This is a genomic window from Arthrobacter sp. sptzw32 (assembly GCF_059089735.1).
Genome location: NZ_JBNHEZ010000002.1, coordinates 470,202 through 494,532, shown reverse-complemented (window position 1 = coordinate 494,532; position 24,331 = coordinate 470,202). Strand labels below are relative to the sequence as shown.

The following is a 24,331-nucleotide window of genomic DNA, read 5'->3' as shown; positions in this document are numbered from 1 at the left end:
CATGCGACTGCATCCGCTGACATCCCTCGCGGCTGCCGGCAGTACCGCGGTCATCACGACGGCGGCAGCCAGCTGGCCGCTGTCCCTCGCCGTGATCGCGGCCGCCGTTGGTGTCTCGGCGTGGGGCGGGACGCTCCGCCGCCTGTTGCCCGCGGCGGCTGCGGTCCTGGTGCCGCTGTGCCTGTCGCTGTTGGTCCTGCACGGCCTGTTTTTCCCCGAAGGGGCTACGGTGCTGGCCTCGTGGGGACCCGCGCGGGTCACCACTGAAGGGTTGTCCTTTGCACTCCAGAGGGCAGCGCAGCTGGGCGCTGCGGTCCTGGCTCTCCTGGTGTTTTCCTTCAGTGTCAGCGTTCCGGACCTGGTGGCGGCGCTGTCCGCGAAGGGCGTCCACGGCCGGGTTGCTTTCGTGCTGGCGTCCACACTGACGTTGCTGCCTGCCGTCACGTCCCGTATGGAACGTATCCGGCAGGCGCAGGAAGCGCGGGGGCTGGTGATTCGGCGCGGCCTGCTGCACCGGATGGCCGCTTTCCGGCTGCAGGCCGTTCCCCTGGTTTCAGCGCTGGTGGAGGACGCCGGAACCCGCGCTGCAGCCCTCGAGGCCCGGGGATTCGGCAGCGCCGGCCCCAGCACCAGCTACCGGGACGTGCCGGACCGGCCCCTCGAACGGTTGCTGCGCGTCCTTTTGCTCCTGGCCGCTGTGGCTGCCGTAGTAGCCCGCGTGTGGCAGGCGGCGGCCTAGGTGCATACCTCCACTGCCCTTGGCGCAGGAATCAGCAGCTTTTCCTTCCACGGGGAAGACGCTCCCGTCCTTCAAGACGTGGCCATCTCCTGCGCCCCCGGGACCCTCACGGTAATCCTTGGTGGATCCGGAAGCGGCAAGTCCACGCTGGGCAGGCTTCTCGCCGGATGGCTGTCACCCGGCCGGGACGGGCACCTTCAGGGGCACCTCGAACTGGCAGGATCCAGGCTGGACTTTACCGGTACCGCCGGCGACCCGCGCCTCAACCCCGCCGAATGGGGTACACGCGTGGGGTTCGTGCCGCAGGACCCCGCCGGAGCACTGTCAACTGTCAGGGCCACCGTGGCCGAAGAACTCGCTTTTGGACTCGAAAATGCGGGCCTGGACCGTGGAGCCATGCATGCCGCCGTGGAACGTACTGCGGGGCTGCTGGGACTTTCCCGGCTGATGTCCCGCCACCCTGACACCCTGTCCGGGGGAGAGTTGCGCCGCCTGGCCACCGGCTGTGCTGTGATAACTGAGCCGGAAGTACTGGTTTTGGACGAGCCCTTTGCCTCCCTCGACGCCGCCGGGAGGGGCGAACTGGTGCTCCTGCTGCGCAAGCTCGTGGCCGGCGGTACTTCCGTCGTCGTCCTCAGCCAGGTGATGGATGAGGTGCTGCTGGAGGCCGACCGGTGGATTGTCCTCGACGCCGGCACGGTAACCGCCAGCGGTACGCCCACGGAACTGCACCAAGCGGCCGGTTGTCTGCCGCCGGCGATCCGGCGGCCCATCAGGCAGCTGGATTTCCAGAAGGCGGCCGGTACCACCGCAGCGGAGCCCGTCCTGGAGCTCCGGGGCGTGACCTTCGGGTATCACGGACGTCCGCGCCGGGTTGGGATGGCCAAGGCAGCCAGCCGCGGGGGCGCCGGGCACCACCGGATCACGGTCCTGCAGGGAGTCGATCTCGTGCTCCGGCCGGGGGAGGTTGTTGCCGTTACCGGACCCAACGGGGCGGGCAAATCCACACTCCTTCGCCACCTCAACGGATTGGTGCGGCCAACATCGGGCAGCGTCCTGGTTGGTGGGAAGAACATTGCCGGCGTGCCCGCCGGGGAGGTCGCCGCGTCGGTGGGACTGCTTTTCCAGAACCCGCGCGACCAGCTTTTCGAACGGACTGCCGCACGGGAAGTCCGGTTCGGACTGGGCCGGACGTTCGGTGCCGGCGAGGCTGCGGAAAGAACCGCTGCAGCTTTGGCCCTAGTGGGTTTGTCCGGAGCCGCCAATGACCACCCCGGCGAGTTGCCGGCCTCCGGCCAGCGGCTGCTCGCGCTGGCAACGGTCCTCGCCCGCAGGCCCTCCGTCCTTGCCCTTGACGAGCCCACGGTTGCACTGGACGGCCATGGCCTGGCCGTCCTGGACGCCGCTGTGCGGTCCGCAGCAGCGGCGGGGGCCGCCGTCGTCCTGGTCACCCATGACGTGCCCTACGCACGTTCCGTGGCGCACCGCCTGTTGAAGCTCGACGGCGGACAGCTGCTGGAGGGCTGATGTCATAGGCGCCGTAACGCGAAAGGGCTACGTCCAACGTGCCGGACGAAGCCCTCTGCAATGCCTGTAGGGCTGGTGGGGACTAGCTTTCGACGGACTGGCCTGCCGGGCGGGAGGCCACCCCTGGCGGGAGGAACCGCTTGCCGTTGACCCGCTCGGAGGCCCCCACGCGGTCAAGGTAGGGCGTGATGCCGCCCAGGAACATCGGCCAGCCGGCGCCGAGGATCATGCACAGGTCGATGTCTTCGGGTCCGGCCACCACGCCTTCTTCGAGCATCAGGCCAATTTCCTCGGCAAGGGCATCCTGGGTGCGCCGCAGGACCTCCTCCGGTGTGGAGGGGCTGGTTCCGAAAGACATCAGGGACAACGTGGCCTGCGGGATCTCCCGGGTGCCGTCCGGGCCGGGGACCCACAGGCTCTTCACGCCGTTGTCGATCAGTTTCTGCAGGTTCGCGGACACCGGAAACCGGTCACCGAAGGCTGCGTGCAGCGACTCCTGGACGTGCTGGGCCACGGGGAGCCCTACCATAGCGCCGAGGGTGAAGGGGGTCATTGGCAGGCCCATCGGCCGCAGGGCGTTGTCCGCCACCTCAGCGGGAGTACCTTCGTCAAAAGCGGCAGTGACTTCGCCCATCAGCCGCAGCAGGATCCGGTTGACCACGAATGCGGCGGCATCCTTGACCAGCACCCCCGTCTTTTTCAGTTCTTTGGCAAGCTCAAATGCGGTGGCCAGGACGGCGTCGTCGGTCCTCGGGGCACGGACAATTTCCAGCAGCGGCATAACGGCCACCGGGTTGAAGAAGTGGAAGCCCACCAGCCGTTCCGGGTGCTGGAGGTCCTCCGCCATTGCGGTGACGGACAGGGAGGACGTGTTGGTGGCCAGGATGCATTCCGGGGTGACGATTCCCTCGAGTTCGGCGAACACCTGCTTCTTGACGTTGAGCTCTTCAAAGACGGCTTCGATGACGAAGTCCGCGTCGGCGAAGACCTCCTTGGAAACGGACCCCGTCACCAGTGCCTTGGTTCGGTTGGCAGCGTCCTGGTTGATCCGCTTTTTGCCCAGCAGCTTGTCCACCTCGGTGTGGACGTAGTCCACGCCTTTATTCACCCGGGCCTGGTCGATGTCAGTCATCACCACGGGAACCTTCAGTTGCCGCGCGAAGAGCAACGCCAGTTGGCTGGCCATGAGGCCGGCTCCGACCACTCCCACCTTTGTGACCGGTCGCGCCAGCTTGCGGTCTGGGGCGCCTGCCGGGCGCTTGGACCGTTTCTGGACCAAATCCAGGAAGGCGTACACGGTGGCGCGGAACTCGTCGGTCTGCATCAGCCCGGCGAGGGTTTCGCACTCGAGCGCAGCGGACTCGGCCTGGGTCAGGGTGCGGTTGGCTTCAAGGATGTCCAGGACTTTGGCCGGAGCGGGTGCGGCGTTGGACGTTTTGGCTTCCACCAGGGCCCGGCCGGCAGAAACGGCGGCGGCCCAACGTGCTGCAGTGTCCGGGTGGGCGGGGTCGACGGCGTTGGCACGTTCCGCCGTCGCTTCCCCGGGGATGACTTTCGCCGCCCAGGCAAGGGACTGCTCCAGGAAGTCCGCAGGCTCGAACATTGCGTCGGCAATGCCCAGCTCGAAGGCCTGGGGCCCGGTCAAAGTACGGTTGTTGCTCAGCGGATTTTCGATCATGACGCGCACTGCGTTTTCCGGTCCGATAAGGCGCGGGAGGATATACACGCCGCCCCAGCCAGGCACCAGGCCGATGAACGCTTCCGGGAGCGCCAGCGCGCCGGCCCCTGTGGACACGGTCCGGTAAGTGGCCTGCAGGGCAATCTCCAGGCCGCCGCCGAGGGCTGTGCCGTTGATGAAGGCAAAGCTTGGCACCCCCAGGTTGGCCAGCGTGCTGTAAACGTCATGGCCAAGCTGGGCCATCCATAAACCATGCTCGCGTTTGTCCAGGGTCTTAACCGTGGAAAGGTCGGCACCGGCAACAAGGTAGTAGGGCTTGCCGGTGACACCCACGCCGATGATCTCACCGCGGCGGGCCCGCTCCCGGAGTTCCTCCAGCACGGTGCCGAGTTCCACCAACGTGTTCGGGCCCAACGTGGTGGGCTTGGAGTGGTCCAGGCCGTTGTCCAGCGTGATGAGGGCGAACGTGCCGGGGCTGGGTTTTCCCGCCTGGGCCGGAAGTTCAATGTCCTGGACGTAGGAGTGCGTCACGGTTTCATGAGGAAAGAGGCTGGCAAGCTGGGTGAAATCTGCGGCGCTCATGCTGCTCCTTCGGAAACGGTTTCGGTGGTTGCGGCGGATACCACTTGCCGGGCTCCGGTGTAGTCGGCGTGGAGAGGGTTCTCCCAGATGACGGTGGCACCCATTCCCAGTCCCACGCACATGGTGGTGATGCCGTACCGCACGGAAAGGTCCTCCTCGAACTGCCGTGCGAGCTGGTTCATGAGCCGCACACCGGAGGAGGCGAGGGGGTGGCCCACGGCAATGGCGCCGCCGTAGCGGTTGACCCGGGGATCGTCATCGGCAAGGCCGAAATGTTCGAGGAAGCTCAGCACCTGGACGGCAAAGGCTTCGTTGATCTCGAACAGCCCGATGTCCCCGATGGAGAGCCCGGCGTTCTTCAGGGCCTTTTCGGTGGCGGGAATGGGGCCTATGCCCATGACCTCGGGCTCAACTCCGGCATAGGCGTAGCTGACCAGGCGCATACGGATTGGCAGCCCCAGCTCAATAGCGGTTTCGGCGGATGCCAGGATGGCGGCGGTGGCGCCGTCGTTCAAACCTGCGGCGTTTCCGGCGGTGACACGGCCGTGGGCACGGAAGGGCGTGCGGAGGGTGGCGAGGTCAGCGATGGTGGTGCCTGGCCGGGGCGGCTCGTCCACGGTGTTCAGCGTCCAGCCCTGGCCCGGCTTCAGGGTTGCTACGGGCACCAGGTCCTGCTGGATGCGGCCCGCACGCCGGGCCTCGTCGAATTTCTTCTGGGAGGCCACCGCATAGGCATCAGTCCGCTCCTTGGTGATGGAAGGAAAACGGTCGTGCAGATTCTCGGCCGTATTGCCCATGTTCAGCGCGGCTGGATCAACGAGCCGCTCGGACATGAACCGCGGGTTCGGGTCCGCCCCCGAGCCCATGGGGTGGTTGCCCATGTGTTCCACACCGCCGGCGATGACCACGTCGTAGGCGCCAAAACCGATTCCGCCGGCGGTGGAGGTGACCGCTGTCATGGCACCGGCGCACATCCTGTCGATAGCGAAACCGGGCACAGTCCTGGGGAGCCCGGCCAGGAGGGCTGCCGTCCGTCCGAGGGTCAGGCCCTGGTCGCCGGCTTGCGTGGTGGCGGCGATGGCCACCTCGTCAATGCGTCCCGGCGGCAGCGACGGGTTGCGGCGCAGCAGCTCCCGGAGGCACTTGACTATCAGGTCATCCGCCCGGGTGCCGGCGTAGATGCCTTTTTCTCCCGCCCGGCCGAACGGTGTGCGGAGGCCGTCGACAAAAACGACGTCCCGGACAGTGCGGTTGGACGCGCTGCTTCCGTTGTTGCTCACGTTTAACTCCTCATCGAGACGTAGGCGTCAGTCCACTGCCGCAGGGCGGCAGGCAGCTGAACGGCAATACTTTCGATGTTACTCGCGAGTAACTTAGGCCGCAAGGGGTGAGGGTCAGCCCTGCTGTCCGGCAGCGGCCACGTCCGGACGGGGTTCCCTCGGCGGCAATGGCTGTGGGTTGAGGAAAGCTTCCGTGATGAGCGGCGCCACCAGTTGCACCTGCCACTGACGGGCACCGAGGGTTCGGAGTTCCGCACCGACCGACGATTCGCTGATCTCCGCAGGGGGCCGCCACGCCACCCGGCGCAGGAAGTCCGGGGTCAGCAGGTTCTCCAGCGGTAGGTTCAGCTGATCGGCCTTCTCCTGCAGGAGCGGCCTGGCGGTGCCCAGCCGGGCCGCAGCTTCGGGATCCCTGTCTGCCCAGACGCGCGGCGGGGGCGGCGCGTTTGTGGCAAGGTGCAGCGGCGGAAGTTCTTCCAGGTCCCGGGCCGCGGCAATGCACCGCAGCCACCGGGGAGCCTCGCGCTGCGCGGCACGCCCATGAAAGCCTTTAGTGCCCAGCAGCTGGGGCACGGTGGAGGGCATGGCCTTGGCCGCGGCAACCAAAGCGGAGTCCGGAATGAGCCTGCCCGGGGCCACGTCCCGCTTTTGGGCCAGGGAATCGCGTTCCAGCCACAGTTCCCGCACAGCTGCAAGCTGCCGCCGGTCACGGATCTGGTGGAGGCCGGAGGTTTTCCGCCACGGGTCAACACGCGGCGGGGCGAGCCCGGCGTCCAGGATGGCCGCAAACTCCTGCTCCGCGTACTCCAGCTTGCCGTCAGCTTCCAGGAGTTCAATCAGCTCTTCGCGCAGCTCCGTGAGGACCTCAACGTCGAGGGCTGCGTAGCGCAGCCATGGCTCAGGAAGGGGCCGGGTGGACCAGTCTGCGGCCGAGTGTTCCTTGGCAAGCCCGAACCCCAGCAGCTGCTCGATAACGGCAGCAAGGCCAACCCTGGGCAGGCCTGCCAGGCGGGCTGCCAGTTCGGTGTCAAAGAGCCTGTCCGGCCACATGCCGAGTTCCGACAGGCACGGCAGGTCCTGGCTGGCCGCGTGCAGGATCCATTCGACGCCGCGCAGGGCCTCGTTGATGATGTCCAGGTTGTCGAAAGGCTCCGGATCGATCAGCCACGTCCCGGCCCCCTCGCGGCGGATCTGGACGAGGAAGGCACGCTGTCCATAGCGGAAGCCGGAGGCCCGTTCTGCGTCAACTCCTGCAGGGCCGGTGCCTGCGGCGATGGCAGCGGCACACCGCTCCAGCCCGGCTTGCGTCTCGATGACCAGCGGAACGCCGTCGCGGGGCGAATCGAGCTCGATGATTTGGGGGATGGGGCTGTCAAAGCCTTCCACCGTGATGTGGGGGGCGGTATCAGCAGCCGGAACGCCGGCCGTGGTGTTTTCCGGAATGTTAGGGGTCATGATGCCTTTAGTTTACCGGCCGGCCGTTGGCCGTCTGGCCGCCGCTCCGCGCTGAAAGGCACAACAGCCGGGCTCCAAGCCGCACTGCAAGCCACCAGCTAGCTCCTGCGCCGGTTCGGGAGCTGGGTGACCCCGTCAGGAAGGGGTGGCAGGCCGGCAAAGGTGCACACCATGTCAGACCAGGCTTCGAGGTGTGCGGTTACGTCCGACGTGGACGGAGTCCAGGACGCGCGAAGCTCGATGTCGATGGACCCGGGCCGTTCCGCAAGCGTTCCGAAGCTTTCCGAAAGAACCCTGGTGGCAGTGCCGCCGGCTGCGCGGTAGGGGGCTTTGTGGTTCTCGAGCGCCTCAACAAGCCAGGTCCAGGCCACTGTCCCCAGCATCTCGTCATTTCCCATTTCCGGCTCCAACTGGGCGCGGATGTAGGTGACGATGCGGAACTCCCCGTCCCACACCGCGGAGCCTTCCGGGTCGTGGAGCAGGATGAAGCGGCCCGTTGCCAGCTCAGTTTCGTCGTCGTCCGCTGTTCCTGACGCGGCGGCCAGCGCCATCGCCGCAGGGCCGTGCAGGGGAGTGGCGGCCGTCCCGGGCCCCGGTGAGAGGACCTCCGCCCCCAGCGCCACAGCGAAGGGCGCGAGCCGAGCCGGCGCGGGAATCTCCGCCAGGTGGAGTTCCTCCCGGCACCGGGCTTTCCTGAGGGTTCCCAAGGCGTGAAGAAATTCCGGGGGAACCTTGTCAAGTGCGTTCACCTTCGCAGGTTACGCAACCGGGCCGGTGACGGCGGGAAGGCTCGCCGTCACCGGGCGCCGCCTAGCCGGACTGTCTGTTTTCATGGCCTTGAAGTTCATGGCGGATTGCTGCAACGAAGGCATCGATGTCCTCCTCGGTGGTGTCAAACGAACACATCCACCGGACTTCCCCGGCAGCCTCGTTCCAGTCGTAGAAGCGGAAGGAGTTCCGCAGCCTGTCTGCCACACCGGCGGGCAGGACGGCAAAGACGCCGTTGGATTCGGTTTTCTGTGTGGGCTGAACGCCCTCAATGCTGTCCACGGCGGTGCGGAGCCTGGTGGCCATGGCATTGGCGTGGGTGGCCGACCGCAACCAGAGGTCGCCTTCCAGGAGGGCGATGAACTGGGCGGACATAAAACGCATCTTCGACGCCAGCTGCATGTTCATTTTCCGGAGGTACACCAGCCCGTGCGCAGCCTCCGGGTTCAGCGCCACCACCACTTCGCCAAACAGCAGCCCGTTCTTGGTGCCGCCGAAGGACAGGATGTCCACCCCGGCGTCGCGGGTGAAGGCCCGCAGCGGGACCTGGAGGTGGGCTGCCGCGTTGGCCAGCCGTGCACCGTCCATGTGGAGCTTCATGCCTTTGGCGTGTGCGTGGTCAGCAATGGCCCGCACTTCTTCCGGGGTGTAGCACGTTCCCAGTTCCGTGGTCTGCGTGATGGAGACGGCGAGCGGCTGGGCGCGGTGCTCGTCGCCCCAGCCCCAGGCTTCCCGGTCGATCAGTTCGGGCGTGAGCTTGCCGTCCGGGGTGGGGACGTGCAGGAGCTTGATGCCGGCAATGCGTTCGGGCGCACCATTCTCATCCATGTTGATGTGCGCGGTGGAGGCACACACCACCGCGCCCCAGCGGGGCAGCAGCGACTGCAGCGACAGGACATTGGCGCCGGTGCCGTTGAAGACAGGGAAGCACTCAATCCCGGCCCCTAAGTGTTCCTCCATCAGTTCCTGCAGCCGGGCGGTGTAGTCATCTTCCCCATAGGAGACCTGGTGGCCGTCGTTGGCTGCAGCCAGGGCCGCGAGGACCTCCGGGTGAACCCCCGAGTAGTTGTCCGAGGCGAATCCGCGGATGGTGGGATCGTGCAGCCGGGTTCCGGCGGCAGTTTCTGCTGTTGTAGTCATGGCTTTGCTCACGCTTTCAGTCTAAGTACAGTCAGGACGCCAGCAGCAGCCGGCTGCCGTTCAGGCCGGTGGCCCCGGTATCAAACAGGCCGACGACGGCGCGCGCCAGGTCCTCGACATCTGTTGCGCCCGGGAACTTGCGTTCCGGGTGGTTCCTTCGCAGGGCATCGTCCACGAGGGCCTTGACCACCAGCACGACGGCGGCACTCTCCGCGCCGCTGCTCACCACGCTGCCACTCTCCGCGCCGCTGCTCTTTCGGCCGTCGGGCTGGGCAGCTTTGCGAAAGCCGTCCGCGATTGCCATGGTCCAGGTTTCTGCAGCGGCCTTGGCGGCAACATAACTGGCCGTGGCCGCCGTCGGCTTGTCCACGGCTGTGGAGGACACCATGGCAAACCGGCCGCAGCGCGACCCGGCAATGTCGTCGAAGAAGATGCGCGACACGTTCCGGAGGGTGGTGATCGCGCCGCGTTCCAGGAAGTCCCAGTCCCCGTCCGTCTGGTCCGGGATGCCCTTGGCCCCCCGCCAGCCGCCCACCAGGTGGATGACGGCGTCAACAGCACCGGCCGCCGCTGACATCTCTGCCCGCAGCTGCCGCACGTCGTCCAGCTGGGCGAGGTCGCACACAAGTCCTGTCACGCCGTCGCCCGCTTCTTCGGCTGCGGCCTTGATTCTCGCCTGGTCCGAGCCGACCGTGAACACCCGGTGCCCTGCCTTGTGGAGGGCACGGGCGACAGCGATGCCCGAGGCCCCGCTGCCACCGGTGACCAGCACGTTCAACCCCGGCGCCTGCGTATCCGGCGCTGATTCCCCTGCCAATGGTTCTTGGGTCACAGAGCAGATGCCCCGGTGATCCCGGCAGTTGATTCGATGACAGGGCGCATCTTCTTCTCCAGTGCTTCGTAGAACATGGACAGCGGAAATTCATCATCCAGCACCTGGTCCGTCAGCCCGCGCGGCGGACCGGCCAGGGCCAACGCTTCGGGGCCCTTCGCCCAGACCGAAGCCGGGTTGGGCGTAACGGTAGCCGAGATCAGCTGGTAAGCGGCCAGCCAGTGCGCCGTCTTGGGGCGGTCGATGGACCGCCAGTACAGCTCGTCGATGGAGGCACCCAGGGCGATGACAGCGTCCGCCACCTCGTCCCAGTCGATGGTGAGCCGGGTATCGGTCCAGTGCAGGACGTGCTGCTGGTGCAGCCATGCGAACAGGAGCTGCCCGCCCAGCCCATCGTAGTTGCGGACCCGGCTGCCGGTGATGGCGAAGCGGAAGATCCGGTCGAAGATAATGGCGTACTGCACCAGCTTCGCATGGCGGCGCGCCTCCGGATCAGCGTCCTCATCCTTTTCGATGCGGACGGACTCACGGAAGGCCGTCAGGTCGCAGCGCAACTCCTCAAGGGAGTACAGGAAGAAGGGCATCCGCTGCTTGATCATAAACGGATCGAACGGCAGGTCGCCGCGCATGTGGGTCCGGTCGTGGATGAGGTCCCACATCACGAAGGTGGCCTCGGTCAGGTCCTGGTCGGCGAGCAGTTCCGCCGCGCCCGCGGGGAGTTCCAGGCGGGTGGTTTCGGCCGCTGCCTTCAGCACACGGCGGAACCGGGCGGCCTCGCGGTCGGCGAAGATGGCTCCCCACGTGAAGGTGGGAGTCTGGCGAACAGCCACCGTCTCGGGGAACAGCACTGCGGAGTTGGTGTCGTAGCCGGCGGTGAAGTCCAGGAAGCGGATGGGCACGAACAGTTTGTTCGAGTATTCCCCGGCCTCCAGCCCGGCGATGAACTCGGGCCAGATCACCTCGATCAGGACCGCCTCCACCAGCCGGCTGCTGCTGCCGTTCTGCGTGTACATAGGAAAAACCACCAAGTGCTGGAGCCCGTTTTGGCGCTGTTCCTGCGGCTGGAAGGCCAGCAGCGACGACAGAAAGTCGGGGACGCCGAAGCCGTTCGCTTCCCAGGCGGCGAAGTCTTCGCAGACGGCGTCCAGGTAGCTGGCGTCGTGTGGAAAGGCAGGGGCAAGCGCGCGGACAGCGTCCACGATCTCGCCCACGTGACGGGAAGCTTCTTCACGGGCGCCGGCATCCGGAATTGACCCGTCCTTCACCTGCAGGGATTGCAGGGCGGAAGCCGCGGCTTTGAGCTGGAGCCAGTGCTGGTTGTGCGCGGTTACTCCGGTAGAAGCGGCGATCAGTGTTTCGGTCATCGTCGGCTGCCTTTCTGGTTGCTTGCCATCTTTTGCGAGCCTAGCAAGCAACCAGCAGGACTAATCTTAAAAGAGCCGATGCCAAAGAAGTTCTAATGCTCCAGGTGCTTTGCAGCGCCTAAGCTCCAGCGCTTCCAGTTACTCAGGCGCCGGCCCGGGCTCGCTGACCTGCGATTCTTCCCGCGGTACCAGTTTCAGGGAGACGGAATTGATGCAGTAGCGCTGGTCAGTGGGCGTTGCGTAGCCTTCGCCCTCAAACACGTGTCCCAGATGCGAATCACAGGTGGCGCACCGGACCTCTATCCGTTCCATCCCCAGTGTCCGGTCGTGGATGTACCGCACCGTGCCCTCAGCGAGGGGAGCCCAAAAGGAGGGCCAGCCGCAATGCGAATCAAACTTTTCAGTGCTGGTGAACAGTTCCGCTCCGCACGCCCGGCACTGGTAGACACCGGCTGTGTGCGTGTCCCAGTATTCGCCGGTAAAGGGCCGTTCCGTCCCCGACTGGCGGAGCACGTGGTATTCCTCCGGCGTGAGTTCCTGCCGCCACTCGGCGTCGCTCTTATGGACAGTGGGTTCGGCCGCGGGACCCTTAGGCGCCGGATCTGCAGCCTTGTTCCCGAAGATGCTGTTACCCAGGATGTTGTTTCCGAAGATGCTCATAGCCCTGTCAACGTTCAGGAGTCGCCGATAAATCCCGAACCTGCGTACAGGTGAAGGACGGGGAGACCCAGTTGGTCCTGGGCCTTGTTGGCCCAGTCGGTATGGAAGGTGTCTGCCACGGCGTGCGGCCTGGTGATCACCACGGCCTGGGAAGCGCCGGTCTCCTTGACCTTCGAAACGAGGCCCTGCACCGCCCCGCCGTCCACTACTTCCCCGCTGACGCCGGCGCCCAGCCCGGCCAGCGCCGCCAGCGAGACCGCAAGGGTTTCCGCTGCTTGCGCCCGCTCCACGGCAGGGTCCTTAGCGTGCGCCGTGAGTTCCCGGAACGCCTTGGCAATTTCAAGCAGGGACAGGTTTTCAAGGAAGTCCACCAGCAGATGACGCTCTGTGTTCCCCGGGACCAGCACAACGAGCCGGGTGTCTGCTCCGTCCACCAGGCGCTCGATGTTCAGGCGGTCATCCGCCCCCAGTGGTTCTTCGGTCAGGATGACGATGGGATCACTCATGGCCCTAGCCTAGTCCGGCACCAGGTGCGCTGCACTCCTTCACGGGCAAGGCATTCCTGCACCAGGCCGCGGGAAATACGGCCCTGCAGTGCGGGGACGGTAAGAATAGTTCCATGGCACTTTCCCACCGCCCCCGCCCTGCTTCGGTCCCGCATTCCCAGGATCCGGGAGCCGGTTTGTCCCACCGCGCGAAATGGGCCATCGGCACGGCCATCGGCGGTGGCGCCCTCGCCGGGCTGCTGGCCACAGGTTCCTCTGCGCTGGCTGTCTATTTTGCCCGCCGCGTCATCACCCCGGCCCGGCAGCGCGCCGAAAACCAGGAAGTCCTCGCGGTGATCCGGGACGGCCACAGGCAGCAAGTGATCCTTGCAGCCAATGACGACACCACGGTGGACGGCGTGTATGGATTCTTTTTCGACGGCGGAAAGGGGCATGCGCGCATCGGCCGCATCGTCTCGTACTCTCCCGCCGAACGGACGGTGGCGCGGGAGGTCGAAGCGGTCTACTCGGGTGACCTCAGCAAGGCGCGCTGGGGCTGGTGGAGCGGTGCGGTCCATCCGGACCCGGCCGCCGTCGGCCTTCCTGCGGAGGATGTGCTCATTGAGGTGGACCGCGGACAGGCGCCCGCCTGGCTGGTCCGCGCCGGCGGGACAGCACGGACGTGGGCGGTTATGGTCCACGGACGGGGAGCCAGCAGGCAGGAGGCGCTGCGCGCCGTCGGGCCCGCCCTTGAGCTCGGCCTGACCAGCCTTCTGGTGTCCTACCGCAACGACGGCCTGGCGCCGTCCGCGGATGATGGGCGCTACGGACTGGGCTCCACCGAGTGGCGTGACGTCGAAGCCGCCATTGAGTACGCGCTGGCCAACGGAGCTGAGGAGATCGTTTTGTTCGGCTGGTCAATGGGCGGCGCCATTTGCCTGCAGGCCGCCGACCTGTCGCGCTACCGGCACCTGATCAGGGCCATGGTGCTGGATGCGCCGGTCATCGACTGGGTGACCGTCCTGGCGCACCATGCGCAACTCAACCGGATCCCCTCGCTGGTGGGGCGTTACGGGCAGCTCATGCTGGGGCATCCGCTCGGGCGTCGGCTCACCGGGCTGTCCGCACCGGTGGACCTCAAGGTCATGGACTGGGTGTCCCGTGCAGTGGAACTGCGGACTCCCACCCTGATCATCCACAGCGTCGACGACGAGTACGTGCCCTATAAGCCCTCGGCGCTCCTGGCGGAAAGAAACCCGGAAATAGTCACCTTCGAGGCCTTCAGCCATGCCCGGCACACCAAGGAGTGGAACGTGGATCCCGAACGCTGGGAAAACGTGGTGAAGGCGTGGCTGCGCCAGCAGCTGGCGCCCCGGCTGAACCCGGGCGGGGTCCGGCAAGGATCCATCGGTGCCGTGGCGGACCGGGTTCAATAAGACCTGTTGTCCGGGTGGCGCCAGTGGCTGAACCAGCCGGGACGTGGTCTCAGCCGATGGGGTGACCCTGGCTGCAGGTGCTTTCGCCTGGCAGAATCTCGTGCCCTTGAAGACACGTCACTGATGGTGGTGGCGGGTTTTCGTGGGCAATAAAAAAGAGGCTGCTCTTTCCGTGGCTGATGGCGGCACCTTCGCGCCGGAGCCAGGAAGTGTGGTGGTTTTTCCCGGTGTCCTGGCCCGGATCATGCGGGGAGTGTTTGAATGGATTTTTGACCACGGTGACCGCGACCTTCCAGTGCCGTCGCTGCTTCTGCAGTGAACCGCCGGTACAACGATTATAGGCCCGCAGCAGGAAGATCAGCCGTGCCTGTCCGGGGCCTACGGGGCGGACAGCGAGCTGATGGGAGCGGTGACGGCGCCGGTGAGGCGGACGAGGTCTCCAGGGGCGAGCTCGATGTCCAGGCCGCGCCTGCCTCCGGAAACCAACAGTGTCTCGAGTGCCAGCGCGCTGCGGTCCAGCACTGTGGGGGAGGGTAGCCGCTGGCCCAGCGGGGAGATTCCGCCCAGCACATATCCGGTACGCCGCTGGGCGGCAGAGGGGTCTGCCATTGCCGCTTTCTTTGCTCCCAGGGCTGCCGCGAAGGCCTTGAGGTCCAGGGTGCCGCTGACGGGTACGATGCCCACCGCCAGCTTGCCTTCCACCTCAACCATCAGCGTCTTGAAGACCTTCGAGGGATCCATGCCGAGGACCTCGGCGGCCTCGGCGCCGTAACTGGTTGCGGAGGGATCGTGGGCGTAGGGGTGCAGCACAAAGGGAACTCCGGCTGCCGCCAGTACGGCGGTGGCCGGAGTTCCCTGTGCTGCGCTTTTGCGTCCCGTCAATGTTTTGGCAGCTAGGAGCGGATGGCGGGCGAAGCCGCAACCTTGCGTTTGATCCTGCCCAGCATCGCCGTCATTCCCCGCATGCGCAGGGGCGTGATGGCGCGGGTCAGGCCCAGCAGCTCCGGCATATCGTCGGGCACCGAGAGGATCTCTTCAGCGGACAGTCCGTCCAGGCCTTCATGCAGGACGCCGGCGAAACCGCGCGTGGTGGGAGCCTCCGGAGGGGCCTTGAAGAAGAGCCGCACGGCAGGTGCCGGCCCGCCGTCGTTCTTCTCCGTCTCAATGGTGAGGAACAACGGCGACTGGCACTCTACAACCTGCTCGAGCAGCTCGGGATGGTTGGTCAGTCGCTCAGGGAGCTCCGGCAATCCCTCGGAGAATTCCAGCAGCAGCTGCAGCCTCTCGGGTTCGGTCAGGGACTGGAAGTCGTCCACGATCGCTGCAAGGGCGGAAGGCAAGGCTTGAGTAGTCATCAGTCCAAGTTTACGCGGGACACCCGCGTTAGACTCCCACTGCCAGCGGAACGGAACCGCGCTCGGCGCCCTTCACGATGGGAACGCGCACGGCATTGCCCCACTCGGTCCACGAACCGTCATAGTTGCGGACGGACTCGAAGCCGAGGAGGTACTTGAGGGCGAACCAGGTGTGGCTGGAACGCTCTCCGATCCGGCAGTAGGCCACGACGTCGTCACCTTCGGTGAGGCCCGCTTCGCCCAGGTAGATGGCTTCGAGTTCCTCCCGGCTGCGGTACGTGCCGTCGGCAGCGGCAGCGCGTGCCCAGGGGACGGACGCTGCCGTGGGGATGTGGCCTCCGCGTAGGGCACCTTCTTCCGGGTATGCGGGCATGTGGGTGCGCTGGCCGGTGTATTCCTCGGGGGAGCGGACATCGATGAGCGGGCCGGTGCCCAGGTGCGCCAGGACGTCTTCCTTGAAGGCGCGGATGGGGGTGTCGTCACGCTCCACCACGGGATAGTTACCCCGGGCCGGTGACGGCTTGTCCTTTGTCAGTTCGCGGCCTTCGGCAATCCACTTGTCCCGGCCGCCGTCGAGGAGCCGCACGTCCTGGTGGCCGAAAAGGGTGAAGACCCACAGAGCGTAGGCAGCCCACCAGTTGGACTTGTCGCCATAGATCACAATGGTGCTGTCCCGCGAGATACCCTTCGACGCCGCCAGCTCGGAGAATGCGGTGCCATCGACGTAGTCGCGGGTGACTTCGTCGTTCAGGTCGGTGTGCCAGTCGATTTTTACGGCGCCGGGAATGTGCCCGGTTTCGTACAGGAGCACGTCCTCATCAGACTCCACCACAACCAGCTGGCCGTTTGCTACGGCTCCGTTATTGATGGCGGCAGCAAGCCATTCGGTGGAAACCAGGCGCTCGGGGTGGGCGTAGGCGGCAAACTTCTCGTTTTGTTCAACTGGGTAGGACATATTTTTGCCTTTCATCGAGAACACGGCCGACCCTTGGGACCGGCATGGGACCTTCTCCCACCCTAGCCACCGCCTCCGGCGGTGTCCGTTTTCCGTTAACAGGAGGAAATGTTGCCTTGGTCACGCTGCGGGGCCCGGGGGTCCGGTTCACCAGGGCCGGGTGGCGGGTTGCCGGTATCCTTTCTGGGGACCAACCACCAGCAGAACGGACCACCTTGGTACAGATCGAACAGCTTGCCGCCCGAACTCCGTCCGTATCGGTGGATGAGCTCCTTAAGGGATTCTTTCCCTCGCCACGCTTCGGCGAGGTCTCCTTTGCGAGTTACCGTCCCGATCCCAAGCAGCCCAGCCAGGCCCACGCCGTCCGTGCCCTCGAGGGTTTCGCCGGGGGCGTCGGGGCAGGTGACGGGGGCGGGCTGTTCAAGAAACTGTTCGCCAAAAAGGACACGTCCCGCGCGGGGATTTACCTGGACGGCGGGTTCGGCGTCGGCAAGACCCACCTGCTGGCCTCGCTCTGGCACGCAGCACCCGGGCCCAAGGCCTTCGGCACCTTCGTGGAGTACACCAACCTGGTGGGCGCGCTGTCCTTCCGCAAAACGGTGGACGCGCTGAGTGGTTACAAGCTCGTCTGCATTGACGAATTCGAGCTCGATGATCCGGGCGATACAGTGCTGATGTCGCGGCTGATGCGCGAACTTGCCGACGCCGGCGTGAAGCTGGCAGCCACCTCCAATACCCTGCCGGGCTCCCTGGGTGACGGCAGGTTCGCGGCGGTGGATTTCCAGCGCGAGATCCAGGTCCTCGCAGACCAGTTCGATGTGATCCGGATCGACGGCGAGGACTTCCGCCACCGCGGACTGCCCGCCGCACCATCGCCCCTGAAGAACAGCGAACTGTCCGCCCACATGAAGGCGGAGTTTGACGGCAAGACGGTGGCGCAGGACGAGTTCAGCACCCTGATTGCACACCTGGCCGGCGTCCACCCGAGCCGCTACCGCCAATTGATCGACGGCATTGACGGGGTGGTGTGGCGCAACGTCAATACCATCACCGAACAGGCGGTGGCCCTTCGGTTCGTGGTGCTGGCGGACCGGCTCTACGACAAAGACGTGCCCATCCTGGCCAGCGGCGTTCCCTTCGACAAGTTGTTCACGGAGGAAATGATGACGGGCGGGTACATGAAAAAGTACTTCCGCGCTGTCTCCCGCCTTACAGCCCTGGCCCGCGAGGGCCAAAACCACGAGCCGTCCTAGCCGGACTCAGCGTGGCGCGATATCAGTAAACGGACGGGCCCTGCCGGGACCCGGCGTCGTACGTTCCACCGCAGCCGGGGGAGCGGGCGTTAAACGCCAAAGGTGCGGGCGCCGCCTCCCGGCGGGACCCGCACCCCGTTGACGTACTAGGGCAAAGCCCTGGCCAAATCCTTTACGGAGCCTTGTCAACCGGCGGAACCGGGTTGACCGGCGGAACCTGCCCGGGGGCAGGTGCCTGGCCCGGAGTTCCGTTCTTGTCAATGAGCTTGGAAGCGCCATGCTGGATCTTGCTGACGTGACCTGAGTACTTGCCTCCGGTCTTGGTGTCGACAAAATCACCGGCCTTGCTGATGCCGTTCTTGATGGCCTGCTCGTTGCCGTGGATAAGACCCTGAGCCTTGCCCTTTAGGTCGCCAATCAGTCCCACGAGCACCTCCCTTCAATCGCGGAGCCAGGTCGCTCCTCCGCCTAAGATCCTAGCCCTGCCCGGGAGGCATGCCAAGGTAAAAGGGGACTTCGAGCGTTCGCCGCCAGCGGATGCAACTGCATCGGCAGGAAAGGGGCATGAAAAAAGCAGCTCCGGGGAGCTGCTGTGTGGGCGATACTGGGATCGAACCAGTGACCTCTTCCGTGTCAGGGAAGCGCGCTACCGCTGCGCCAATCGCCCGGAACCGGAAGCCCGGCTGATGGGATTGTGGGAAATAAGAGAGCGGACGACGAGATTCGAACTCGCGACATCCACCTTGGCAAGGTGGTGCTCTACCAGCTGAGCTACGTCCGCATATGAAGTACGCTCCAGCTAAAGCCAGCCGTACTGCATGAAGCAAGTTTCCTTGCTTGGTGGGCGATACTGGGATCGAACCAGTGACCTCTTCCGTGTCAGGGAAGCGCGCTACCGCTGCGCCAATCGCCCATGTTTGTCCGGAATGACCCGGAAACCATGGTTTTCACCGAGGTGGGTACGGGATTCGAACCCGTGTATACGGCTTTGCAGGCCGCTGCCTCGCCTCTCGGCCAACCCACCGTGTAAGCGTCGATTCACAAAGAATCTTTGCCGTGACAGTGTCCTGCGAGCGGACGACGAGATTCGAACTCGCGACATCCACCTTGGCAAGGTGGTGCTCTACCAGCTGAGCTACGTCCGCATTTTGGAGTGCCGATTCGCTGCCGTTCCCGGCATTTCCTCGCTTTCCAACGAGTAAAAACAATATAGGAGGTTCCGGGATTCTCCAAATCGGCGGGTCTTTGTGAAGGAACGATGCCGCCGCTTCCCTGCAACGGCGCGGATTTTGCCGACTTACATTGGTGTAATTCACGTGGGCGTCCGGGCGTTCCGTCGGTTTATCGGCTGCTTGTGCAGGGGAGTGGGGCGCCATTGTTTCCTGCTCAGCGCCGGCGCGTATCACCGGTCCTGCTGCACGGGTCCATGCCCCTTTTGCCGCCGGCGGGCTCCGATTTCCGAAATGGCTGCAAGGTCCGCTACCATTCAAATGCATCAGGGCGATTGGCGCAGTGGTAGCGCGCTTCGTTCACACCGAAGAGGTCACTGGTTCGAACCCAGTATCGCCCACCGCATATTGGTCCGTTTCCGCTTATCCGCAGCGGGAACGGACCTTTTTTGTGCGCCCGGACATTCTGTCAGCCCCCTGTGAAAGAGTCTTTGTTATGACTGCTCCACTTCTTGCCCACGCCACGGAATACGGGCGGATGTACGCCCGGTCCACCTCTGAGCATTTTTCCGTGCCGTCCATTACCACTGTGATCGGCCAGCAGCCGCACGGTCTTGACGGCTGGTTTGGGTATATGGGCGCGAGTAGCCTGGCGAAGGATCCGCTACTGGCCGACTGCCTGGGCAGCCCTGCCAAAATCAAGCAGGCGGTCAACCGCGCGGCCAAGGCTGCGGAGACGTACCGGGACGAGGCCGCCAGGCGCGGGGACCGCGTTCACTTCTACTGTGAGCAGGTGGCCCTGCGTGCCCTTGGCCGGCCGCACGCCATGAGGGAAGCGCGCGAGGCCCTGGCGTCCAACGGGGAGGAAGCTTTTGCGGTCCGCTTCGATGAGTGGTGGGAGCTCTTCAGGGTGGAGCCTATTGCCCCGGAAATCACGGTCTGGAACAACGCGGTGGGCTACGCCGGCACCCTTGACCTGGTGGCGAGGATCAACGGACGGGTTTGCCTGATCGACTACAAAACCAAGGGCACCACCCGAGACGGCCTGGTTAAGCCGCTGGACGACAAAGTGGTGATGCAGCTGGTGGCCGGCATGAAGGCCGAAGAGAGCCTGGTGGACCCGGTGGCAGGGACGTGGGAGCCCTGGAAGTACGGCGACAACCCGGTCTTGCTGGCTGTAGCCATCGGCGAAACAGAGGTCCGCCCGGTACGCGCCAACCCGGACGTCCTCAAACACCACTGGTGGAAGTTCTGTGCCTTGCGGCGCGTCTGGGAGCTTTCCGCGGACACCCTGTCCGCAGGTGCGGCACTGCTGCCCATTGCCCCGCCGCCGCTGCCGCAGGCGCAGCCCGCCTGAGGGCGCAGGACCGGAACTGCCTGTTGTTCGTCTGCGCCTAAACTGGATTGGTCCCCTTTGCCGCCTACCTTAAGGAAAAACAGCCCATGGCTATTCTGAATATCCGCATCATCGGTGATCCTGTGCTCCGCACAGTGGCCGATCCTGTGACGGAATTCGGGCCTGAGCTTGCCAAACTGGTGGCGGACATGACCGAGACCATGGAAGACGTGGACGGTGCCGGCCTCGCCGCACCGCAGGTCGGGGTAAGCAAGAGGGTGTTCACTTACCGGATTGACGGCGTGGAAGGGCACATCATCAATCCGGTGCTGGAAAACAGCGAGGATTTCCAGCCGGACCAGGTGGAGGGCTGCCTTTCCATCCCCGGGTTGGGCTTCCCGGTTCGGCGTTTCCGCTCTACCCGCGTCACCGGCGTGGACATGCAGGGGAACCCCGTGTCATTGGAGGGCGAGGGGATGCTGGCGCGCTGCTTCCAACATGAGAACGACCACCTGGACGGGATCCTTTATACGGACCGGCTGGAGGGGGAGGACCGCAAGGCTGCCCTGCGTTCCATCCGCAACGCCAACTATGACTCCGTCACGGAACGGACGACGGCGAAGCGTGCCAAGACGGTCGGCTCAAGTTTTGGCGGTTCAAGCTTCGGCGGCACGGCGTCCGGGTCAAGCTTCGGTGCCGGCGCGGCTGGTGCCAACGGGTGAGGGTACTTTTCGCCGGGACACCCGCCGTCGCTGTCCCGTCTTTGAATGTGCTGGTCGAAGCAGGTTTCGACGTAGTTTCCGTGCTTACAAGGCCGGATGCTCCAATTGGCCGGAAGCGCGTCCTGACTCCGTCGCCTGTTGCTGCCCGGGCAGCGGAGCTGGGGATCCACGTCATCCACGCTGCCCGGATTGATGCGGAAGCCATCGGCAGGATCTCTGCGGTGAGCCCGGATGTGGCCGCGATTGTTGCCTACGGCGGACTGGTTCCCCCGGCCGCCCTGCCGATTCCCCGGCACGGTTGGATCAACCTGCACTTCTCCCTCCTTCCGTCCTGGCGCGGCGCGGCGCCGGTGCAGCGGGCTGTTATGGCCGGCGACGACGTCACCGGTGCCGTGACCTTCCAGCTCGAGGAAGGCCTGGACACCGGGCCGGTATTCGGAACCCTCACCGAAACGGTGGGCCCGGAAGATACCGCCGGCCAACTGCTGGAACGGTTGTCCCACAGCGGGGCGGTGCTCCTGGCCCAGACGCTTTCGGCGCTCGACGCCGGTAAGGCCGTTGCCCTTCCGCAAACGGGTGACATTTCCCTTGCCCCCAAGCTGACCCTCGAGGACGGGCGCCTCGATTGGAAACATCCGGCCCTGGCCATTGGCAGGCAGGCGCGCGGGGTTACTCCTGAGCCGGGAGCGTGGACGGTGTTGGATGGACAACGAATCAAGCTCGAGCCCGTCCGCCTGCGGCCTGACATCTCAGGTTTGGCTCCCGGGTCCCTGTCACTTCAAGGCAAAAGCGTCTTGGTGGGAACAGGCTCGCACGGCGTCGAGCTGACCCGGATCCAGCCTGCGGGCAAAAAGATGATGGCCGCTGCCGATTGGGCACGCGGTATGGCTTCCCTTGAAAGCGTGGTGTTCGAATGAGCGGTTCCGGCGGCAACCAAAGCGGTCGCGGCAATGCCGGGGGCGGAGGCTCAGGCGGCGGGCAGCGCGGGAAGGGAGACGGCGGCCGCGGCAACGGCGGACCGCGGGATTCCAGCAATCGCAACGCCAAGGGCAGGGAACGGAACCGCAGCGCCCAGCGCAGTTTCACCGGCAATGCTCCCTCACAGCGCACGCGCAGGGCGGATCCGGCCCGGCTGGTGGCGTTCGAAGTCCTCCGTGCCGTGGCCGCCGAGGACGCGTACGCGAACCTGGTGCTGCCGGCACGGATCCGGCACCACGGGCTGGACAAGCGGGACGCCGGCTTCGCCACAGAACTCAGCTATGGGGCTCTCCGCGGCCAGGGCACCTACGACGCCATCCTGGCCCGCTGCGTGGACCGTCCGTTGGACCAACTGGACCCGGCCATCCTCGATGCCCTTCGGATCGGGGCCCATCAGCTGCTGGCCATGCGCGTCCCGGCGCACGCCGCACTGGACCAGACCGTTGGCCTGGCCCGGGCAGTCATCGGTGCAGGACCGTCGGCCCTCATCAACGCCGTCCTCCGGAAGGTCACTGCCCACAGCCTCGAGGAGTGGCTCGAGCAGTTGGTTGCGGGAGAAACCGACGAGACCAAGGTGGCTTCCCTCCGCTACGCCCATCCCGAGTGGATCGTCCGCGCCATGCGCCAGTCCCTCGTGGCACACGGGCGCTCTGCCTCGGAAATCACTGACCTTCTGGAAGCTGACAACGCCGCACCCGTAGTCAATCTGGTGGCCCTGCCCGGGATCGGAAACCTCGACGAGGCTTTGGAAAGCGGTGCCACCCCCGGTGAGCTGGTGGAAGGCTCTGCTCTCTCCAGCGGCGGAGACCTGGGCCGGCTTGCCTCGGTCCGGGAAGGCAGCACCAGGGTCCAGGACGTTGGTTCACAGCTGGTGGCACGCGCCATGGCTGCAGTTGACCTCGGCGGACAGCGGCAGGATGGAGCCGACGGGCGTCCCAACGCAGACGGGTCCGGGAGCCCTGCCGAGGCCTGGCTGGACCTGTGCGCGGGGCCAGGCGGAAAGGCTGCCCTGCTGGGTGCGCTGGCAAGCCAACGCGGCGCCACCCTGCTGGCCAACGAACCTGCTCCGCACCGGGCAAAGCTTGTAAGCCAGGCACTTTCGGCGGTGCCGCGGGATACCTGGCAGGTCCGCACCGGGGACGGCCGGGAGGTAGGGACGGAAAAGCCCGGGGTCTTTGACCGGGTGCTTGTCGACGTACCCTGCAGCGGGCTGGGCGCGCTGCGGCGCCGGCCGGAGTCGCGCTGGCGCCGTACTCCCAAGGACCTTGCAGACCTGGGGCAGCTTCAGCGTGACCTCCTCAAGTCGGCACTGGCAGCAGTCCGGCCCGGGGGAGTGGTGGCCTACGTGACCTGCTCCCCCCACCCGGCCGAAACCACGGCTGTGGTTACCGACGCCCTGCGCAAACGCGATGACCTTGAACTGCTCGAAGCCGGCCAGGCCTTGGACAGCGTCAGCCTGACCGGAAACCTCGGTGCCGGACATGAGTCAACCGCCCAGCTGTGGCCCCACATCCACGGCACCGACGCGATGTTCCTTGCCCTGATCCGCAAAAAGCCCTGATCCGTTTAATTTGATCCGTTCAACCTGATCGAAAAGGCCGTGCCCGGCATGGAACGGGCCGGTAAAAACTGGCCACAAAAGCGCAACCCCTGAAAGGCTCCCCTGTGACGCAATGCTGCATTAACCCGAGCATCCTGTCTGCCGACTTCGTCAACCTTGAGGCCGAACTGCAGCGGATCAGCAATGCAGATGCCGTGCACGTGGACGTGATGGACAATCACTTCGTGCCCAACCTCACCCTCGGGCTGCCGGTGGTCCAGCGGATCCAGGCCGTGAGCCCGGTTCCGCTGGACGCGCATCTGATGATCGCCGACGCCGACCGCTGGGCCCCGGGTTTCGCCGACGCGGGTTTGGCCTCCGTTACCTTCCACGCCGAGGCTGCCATTGCCCCCATCAAGCTGGCCCGCGAGCTGCGCGCCCGGGGTGCAAAGGCAGGGATGGCGCTCCGTCCCGGAACTCCGGTGGAGCCGTACCTGGACATGCTTCCGGAGCTGGACATGCTGCTCATCATGACGGTGGAGCCCGGATTCGGCGGCCAGGCGTTCCTGGATGTGACCCTGCCGAAGATCCGCAGGGCAAGGAAGGCCATCGACGGCTCGGGGATTGGCGTGGCCATCCAGGTTGACGGCGGCATCACCGAGGACACCATCATCCGTGCTGCGGAGGCAGGTGCCAACGTCTTCGTGGCGGGCTCGGCGGTGTACGGTGCAGAGGATCCGGCCGCAGCCATTGACCGGCTGCGGGAAGCCGGGAGCCAAAAGTTACGCTCCGCGGCGGAATAGCCGGGAGCCGCACGCGGTTATGGCACAATAGCAACACACATACGTGCTCCGGGGTCGGTGTAAGTCCGAACCGGCGGTGACAGTCCGCGACCCGCGAGCCGGTGGTTTTCCTTCCGAGGAAGTCCCCGGCGGACGGTTGAACCGGTGAAATTCCGGTACCGACAGTTAAAGTCTGGATGAGAGAAGCACGTACAGCTGTTTCTGCGGCGTCACTCGACGCCGCAGCCTTCTGCTGTCGTATATCCCCGGAGCCATCGCGGTTCTAGAGGGAAGG

The 24,331-nt window shown here is 65.5% G+C and carries 23 protein-coding genes, 6 tRNA genes and 1 riboswitch; of the genes, 11 read left to right on the top strand and 18 right to left on the bottom strand.

The genetic code is table 11. The features are described 5' to 3' along the window. Nucleotide 1: 1 nt before the first annotated feature. Together AC5RVN_RS05870 and AC5RVN_RS05865 are read left to right on the top strand one after the other, a co-directional pair. Nucleotides 2-739 carry an energy-coupling factor transporter transmembrane component T gene (locus AC5RVN_RS05870; protein WP_494137342.1) on the top strand — a complete coding sequence of 246 codons (738 nt, stop codon included), beginning with the start codon at nucleotides 2-4 and terminating at the stop codon, nucleotides 737-739. Further along, a complete protein-coding gene (locus tag AC5RVN_RS05865) occupies nucleotides 740-2,266 on the top strand; it encodes an ABC transporter ATP-binding protein (protein ID WP_494137341.1) in 1,527 nt (508 codons plus the stop codon). It abuts the gene before it with no gap. An 82-nt stretch (nucleotides 2,267-2,348) separates the two neighbouring features. On the opposite strand, the gene AC5RVN_RS05860 is transcribed toward AC5RVN_RS05865, so the two are convergent. The 9 genes from AC5RVN_RS05860 to AC5RVN_RS05820 form a co-directional block, all read right to left on the bottom strand. Continuing rightward, nucleotides 2,349-4,526, bottom strand: a complete 2,178-nt coding sequence (locus tag AC5RVN_RS05860) for a 3-hydroxyacyl-CoA dehydrogenase NAD-binding domain-containing protein (RefSeq protein ID WP_494137340.1) — start codon at nucleotides 4,524-4,526, stop codon at nucleotides 2,349-2,351. Next, complete coding sequence (locus AC5RVN_RS05855; RefSeq protein WP_494137339.1) at nucleotides 4,523-5,806, bottom strand: thiolase family protein; 1,284 nt, start codon at nucleotides 5,804-5,806, stop codon at nucleotides 4,523-4,525. The genes AC5RVN_RS05860 and AC5RVN_RS05855 overlap by 4 nt, the downstream gene beginning before the upstream one ends. A 114-nt stretch (nucleotides 5,807-5,920) precedes the next feature. After that, a complete protein-coding gene (locus AC5RVN_RS05850) occupies nucleotides 5,921-7,261 on the bottom strand; it encodes an HRDC domain-containing protein (RefSeq protein ID WP_494137338.1) in 1,341 nt (446 codons plus the stop codon). Between the two features lie 98 nt (nucleotides 7,262-7,359). Further along, nucleotides 7,360-8,010, bottom strand: coding sequence for a DUF3000 domain-containing protein (locus AC5RVN_RS05845; protein ID WP_494137337.1), 651 nt, complete (start codon nucleotides 8,008-8,010; stop codon nucleotides 7,360-7,362). Between the two features lie 61 nt (nucleotides 8,011-8,071). Next, complete coding sequence (locus AC5RVN_RS05840) at nucleotides 8,072-9,169, bottom strand: threonine aldolase family protein (RefSeq protein WP_494137434.1); 1,098 nt, start codon at nucleotides 9,167-9,169, stop codon at nucleotides 8,072-8,074. 31 nt (nucleotides 9,170-9,200) lie between these two features. Further along, nucleotides 9,201-10,001, bottom strand: a complete 801-nt coding sequence (locus tag AC5RVN_RS05835; protein WP_494137336.1) for an SDR family oxidoreductase — start codon at nucleotides 9,999-10,001, stop codon at nucleotides 9,201-9,203. Continuing rightward, entirely contained in the window at nucleotides 9,998-11,365 is a 1,368-nt protein-coding gene (locus AC5RVN_RS05830; RefSeq protein ID WP_494137335.1) for a DUF6421 family protein, read from the bottom strand. The genes AC5RVN_RS05835 and AC5RVN_RS05830 overlap by 4 nt, the downstream gene beginning before the upstream one ends. A 138-nt stretch (nucleotides 11,366-11,503) precedes the next feature. Next, the gene (gene msrB, locus AC5RVN_RS05825) at nucleotides 11,504-12,025 is read right to left on the bottom strand and encodes a peptide-methionine (R)-S-oxide reductase MsrB (protein ID WP_494137334.1); all 522 of its coding nucleotides are present in this window, start codon (nucleotides 12,023-12,025) and stop codon (nucleotides 11,504-11,506) included. A gap of 14 nt (nucleotides 12,026-12,039) precedes the next feature. Next, on the bottom strand, nucleotides 12,040-12,531 hold the full coding sequence (locus AC5RVN_RS05820; RefSeq protein ID WP_494137333.1) for a hypothetical protein: 492 nt from the start codon (nucleotides 12,529-12,531) through the stop codon (nucleotides 12,040-12,042). A gap of 113 nt (nucleotides 12,532-12,644) precedes the next feature. Between AC5RVN_RS05820 and AC5RVN_RS05815 the strand changes: the two genes are divergently transcribed. Together AC5RVN_RS05815 and AC5RVN_RS05810 are read left to right on the top strand one after the other, a co-directional pair. Then, nucleotides 12,645-13,946, top strand: a complete 1,302-nt coding sequence (locus AC5RVN_RS05815; RefSeq protein ID WP_494137332.1) for an alpha/beta hydrolase family protein — start codon at nucleotides 12,645-12,647, stop codon at nucleotides 13,944-13,946. A gap of 142 nt (nucleotides 13,947-14,088) precedes the next feature. After that, the gene (locus tag AC5RVN_RS05810; RefSeq protein ID WP_494137331.1) at nucleotides 14,089-14,265 is read left to right on the top strand and encodes a hypothetical protein; all 177 of its coding nucleotides are present in this window, start codon (nucleotides 14,089-14,091) and stop codon (nucleotides 14,263-14,265) included. 59 nt (nucleotides 14,266-14,324) lie between these two features. On the opposite strand, the gene ybaK is transcribed toward AC5RVN_RS05810, so the two are convergent. From ybaK to AC5RVN_RS05795, 3 genes are read right to left on the bottom strand one after another with little or no spacing between them, the layout of a single operon-like run. Continuing rightward, nucleotides 14,325-14,828 (bottom strand): Cys-tRNA(Pro) deacylase, encoded by a 504-nt coding sequence (ybaK, locus tag AC5RVN_RS05805; protein WP_494137330.1) that lies wholly within the window; start codon nucleotides 14,826-14,828, stop codon nucleotides 14,325-14,327. Nucleotides 14,829-14,839: 11 nt separating this feature from the next. Next, on the bottom strand, nucleotides 14,840-15,301 hold the full coding sequence (locus tag AC5RVN_RS05800) for a SufE family protein (protein WP_494039513.1): 462 nt from the start codon (nucleotides 15,299-15,301) through the stop codon (nucleotides 14,840-14,842). A 28-nt stretch (nucleotides 15,302-15,329) separates the two neighbouring features. Beyond that, nucleotides 15,330-16,256 (bottom strand): sulfurtransferase, encoded by a 927-nt coding sequence (locus AC5RVN_RS05795; protein WP_494137329.1) that lies wholly within the window; start codon nucleotides 16,254-16,256, stop codon nucleotides 15,330-15,332. A 215-nt stretch (nucleotides 16,257-16,471) separates the two neighbouring features. On the opposite strand from AC5RVN_RS05795, the gene zapE reads away from it, so the two are divergent. Next, nucleotides 16,472-17,509, top strand: a complete 1,038-nt coding sequence (gene zapE / locus AC5RVN_RS05790) for a cell division protein ZapE (RefSeq protein WP_494039515.1) — start codon at nucleotides 16,472-16,474, stop codon at nucleotides 17,507-17,509. Between the two features lie 172 nt (nucleotides 17,510-17,681). Here the strand turns inward: zapE and AC5RVN_RS05785 are convergent, their stop codons facing one another. The 6 genes from AC5RVN_RS05785 to AC5RVN_RS05760 form a co-directional block, all read right to left on the bottom strand. Beyond that, nucleotides 17,682-17,936: an antitoxin gene (locus AC5RVN_RS05785; RefSeq protein WP_494137328.1), complete on the bottom strand. Its 255-nt coding sequence runs from the start codon at nucleotides 17,934-17,936 to the stop codon at nucleotides 17,682-17,684. Between the two features lie 168 nt (nucleotides 17,937-18,104). After that, nucleotides 18,105-18,176 (bottom strand) — tRNA-Val (locus tag AC5RVN_RS05780). Between the two features lie 41 nt (nucleotides 18,177-18,217). Then, a tRNA-Gly gene (locus tag AC5RVN_RS05775) sits at nucleotides 18,218-18,290 on the bottom strand. 57 nt (nucleotides 18,291-18,347) lie between these two features. Then, nucleotides 18,348-18,422, bottom strand: a tRNA-Val gene (locus AC5RVN_RS05770). A 40-nt stretch (nucleotides 18,423-18,462) separates the two neighbouring features. Then, a tRNA-Cys gene (locus AC5RVN_RS05765) sits at nucleotides 18,463-18,533 on the bottom strand. A 48-nt stretch (nucleotides 18,534-18,581) separates the two neighbouring features. Next, nucleotides 18,582-18,654: transfer RNA gene (locus tag AC5RVN_RS05760), tRNA-Gly, on the bottom strand. A 353-nt stretch (nucleotides 18,655-19,007) separates the two neighbouring features. Here AC5RVN_RS05760 and AC5RVN_RS05755 point away from each other — a divergent pair. The 6 genes from AC5RVN_RS05755 (at nucleotide 19,008) to rpe (ending at nucleotide 24,057) form a co-directional block, all read left to right on the top strand. Next, a tRNA-Val gene (locus AC5RVN_RS05755) sits at nucleotides 19,008-19,079 on the top strand. Nucleotides 19,080-19,174: 95 nt separating this feature from the next. Beyond that, nucleotides 19,175-20,035, top strand: coding sequence for a cytochrome (locus AC5RVN_RS05750; RefSeq protein ID WP_494039517.1), 861 nt, complete (start codon nucleotides 19,175-19,177; stop codon nucleotides 20,033-20,035). 86 nt (nucleotides 20,036-20,121) lie between these two features. Next, complete coding sequence (gene def / locus AC5RVN_RS05745; RefSeq protein WP_494105588.1) at nucleotides 20,122-20,736, top strand: peptide deformylase; 615 nt, start codon at nucleotides 20,122-20,124, stop codon at nucleotides 20,734-20,736. After that, nucleotides 20,733-21,653 carry a methionyl-tRNA formyltransferase gene (fmt, locus tag AC5RVN_RS05740; protein ID WP_494039519.1) on the top strand — a complete coding sequence of 307 codons (921 nt, stop codon included), beginning with the start codon at nucleotides 20,733-20,735 and terminating at the stop codon, nucleotides 21,651-21,653. The genes def and fmt overlap by 4 nt, the downstream gene beginning before the upstream one ends. Continuing rightward, a complete protein-coding gene (locus tag AC5RVN_RS05735; protein WP_494137327.1) occupies nucleotides 21,650-23,275 on the top strand; it encodes an RsmB/NOP family class I SAM-dependent RNA methyltransferase in 1,626 nt (541 codons plus the stop codon). The genes fmt and AC5RVN_RS05735 overlap by 4 nt, the downstream gene beginning before the upstream one ends. A 104-nt stretch (nucleotides 23,276-23,379) precedes the next feature. Further along, the gene (gene rpe / locus AC5RVN_RS05730; protein ID WP_494039521.1) at nucleotides 23,380-24,057 is read left to right on the top strand and encodes a ribulose-phosphate 3-epimerase; all 678 of its coding nucleotides are present in this window, start codon (nucleotides 23,380-23,382) and stop codon (nucleotides 24,055-24,057) included. Nucleotides 24,058-24,096: 39 nt separating this feature from the next. After that, nucleotides 24,097-24,250: riboswitch (FMN riboswitch) on the top strand. The last annotated feature ends 81 nt before the right edge of the window (nucleotides 24,251-24,331 follow it).

Excerpts from the sequence above, each read along its gene's own strand:
- AC5RVN_RS05735 (WP_494137327.1), top strand. The coding sequence starts at position 21,650 with ATGAGCGGTTCCGGCGGCAACCAAAGCGGTCGCGGCAATGCCGGGGGC.
- AC5RVN_RS05840 (WP_494137434.1), bottom strand. The coding sequence starts at position 9,169 with ATGACTACAACAGCAGAAACTGCCGCCGGAACCCGGCTGCACGATCCC.
- AC5RVN_RS05820 (WP_494137333.1), bottom strand. The coding sequence starts at position 12,531 with ATGAGTGATCCCATCGTCATCCTGACCGAAGAACCACTGGGGGCGGAT.
- AC5RVN_RS05830 (WP_494137335.1), bottom strand. The coding sequence starts at position 11,365 with ATGACCGAAACACTGATCGCCGCTTCTACCGGAGTAACCGCGCACAAC.
- def (WP_494105588.1), top strand. The coding sequence starts at position 20,122 with ATGGCTATTCTGAATATCCGCATCATCGGTGATCCTGTGCTCCGCACA.
- AC5RVN_RS05860 (WP_494137340.1), bottom strand. The coding sequence starts at position 4,526 with ATGAGCGCCGCAGATTTCACCCAGCTTGCCAGCCTCTTTCCTCATGAA.
- msrB (WP_494137334.1), bottom strand. The coding sequence starts at position 12,025 with ATGAGCATCTTCGGAAACAACATCCTGGGTAACAGCATCTTCGGGAAC.
- AC5RVN_RS05815 (WP_494137332.1), top strand. The coding sequence starts at position 12,645 with ATGGCACTTTCCCACCGCCCCCGCCCTGCTTCGGTCCCGCATTCCCAG.
- AC5RVN_RS05870 (WP_494137342.1), top strand. The coding sequence starts at position 2 with ATGCGACTGCATCCGCTGACATCCCTCGCGGCTGCCGGCAGTACCGCG.
- AC5RVN_RS05750 (WP_494039517.1), top strand. The coding sequence starts at position 19,175 with ATGACTGCTCCACTTCTTGCCCACGCCACGGAATACGGGCGGATGTAC.
- AC5RVN_RS05850 (WP_494137338.1), bottom strand. The coding sequence starts at position 7,261 with ATGACCCCTAACATTCCGGAAAACACCACGGCCGGCGTTCCGGCTGCT.
- AC5RVN_RS05800 (WP_494039513.1), bottom strand. The coding sequence starts at position 15,301 with ATGACTACTCAAGCCTTGCCTTCCGCCCTTGCAGCGATCGTGGACGAC.
- AC5RVN_RS05795 (WP_494137329.1), bottom strand. The coding sequence starts at position 16,256 with ATGTCCTACCCAGTTGAACAAAACGAGAAGTTTGCCGCCTACGCCCAC.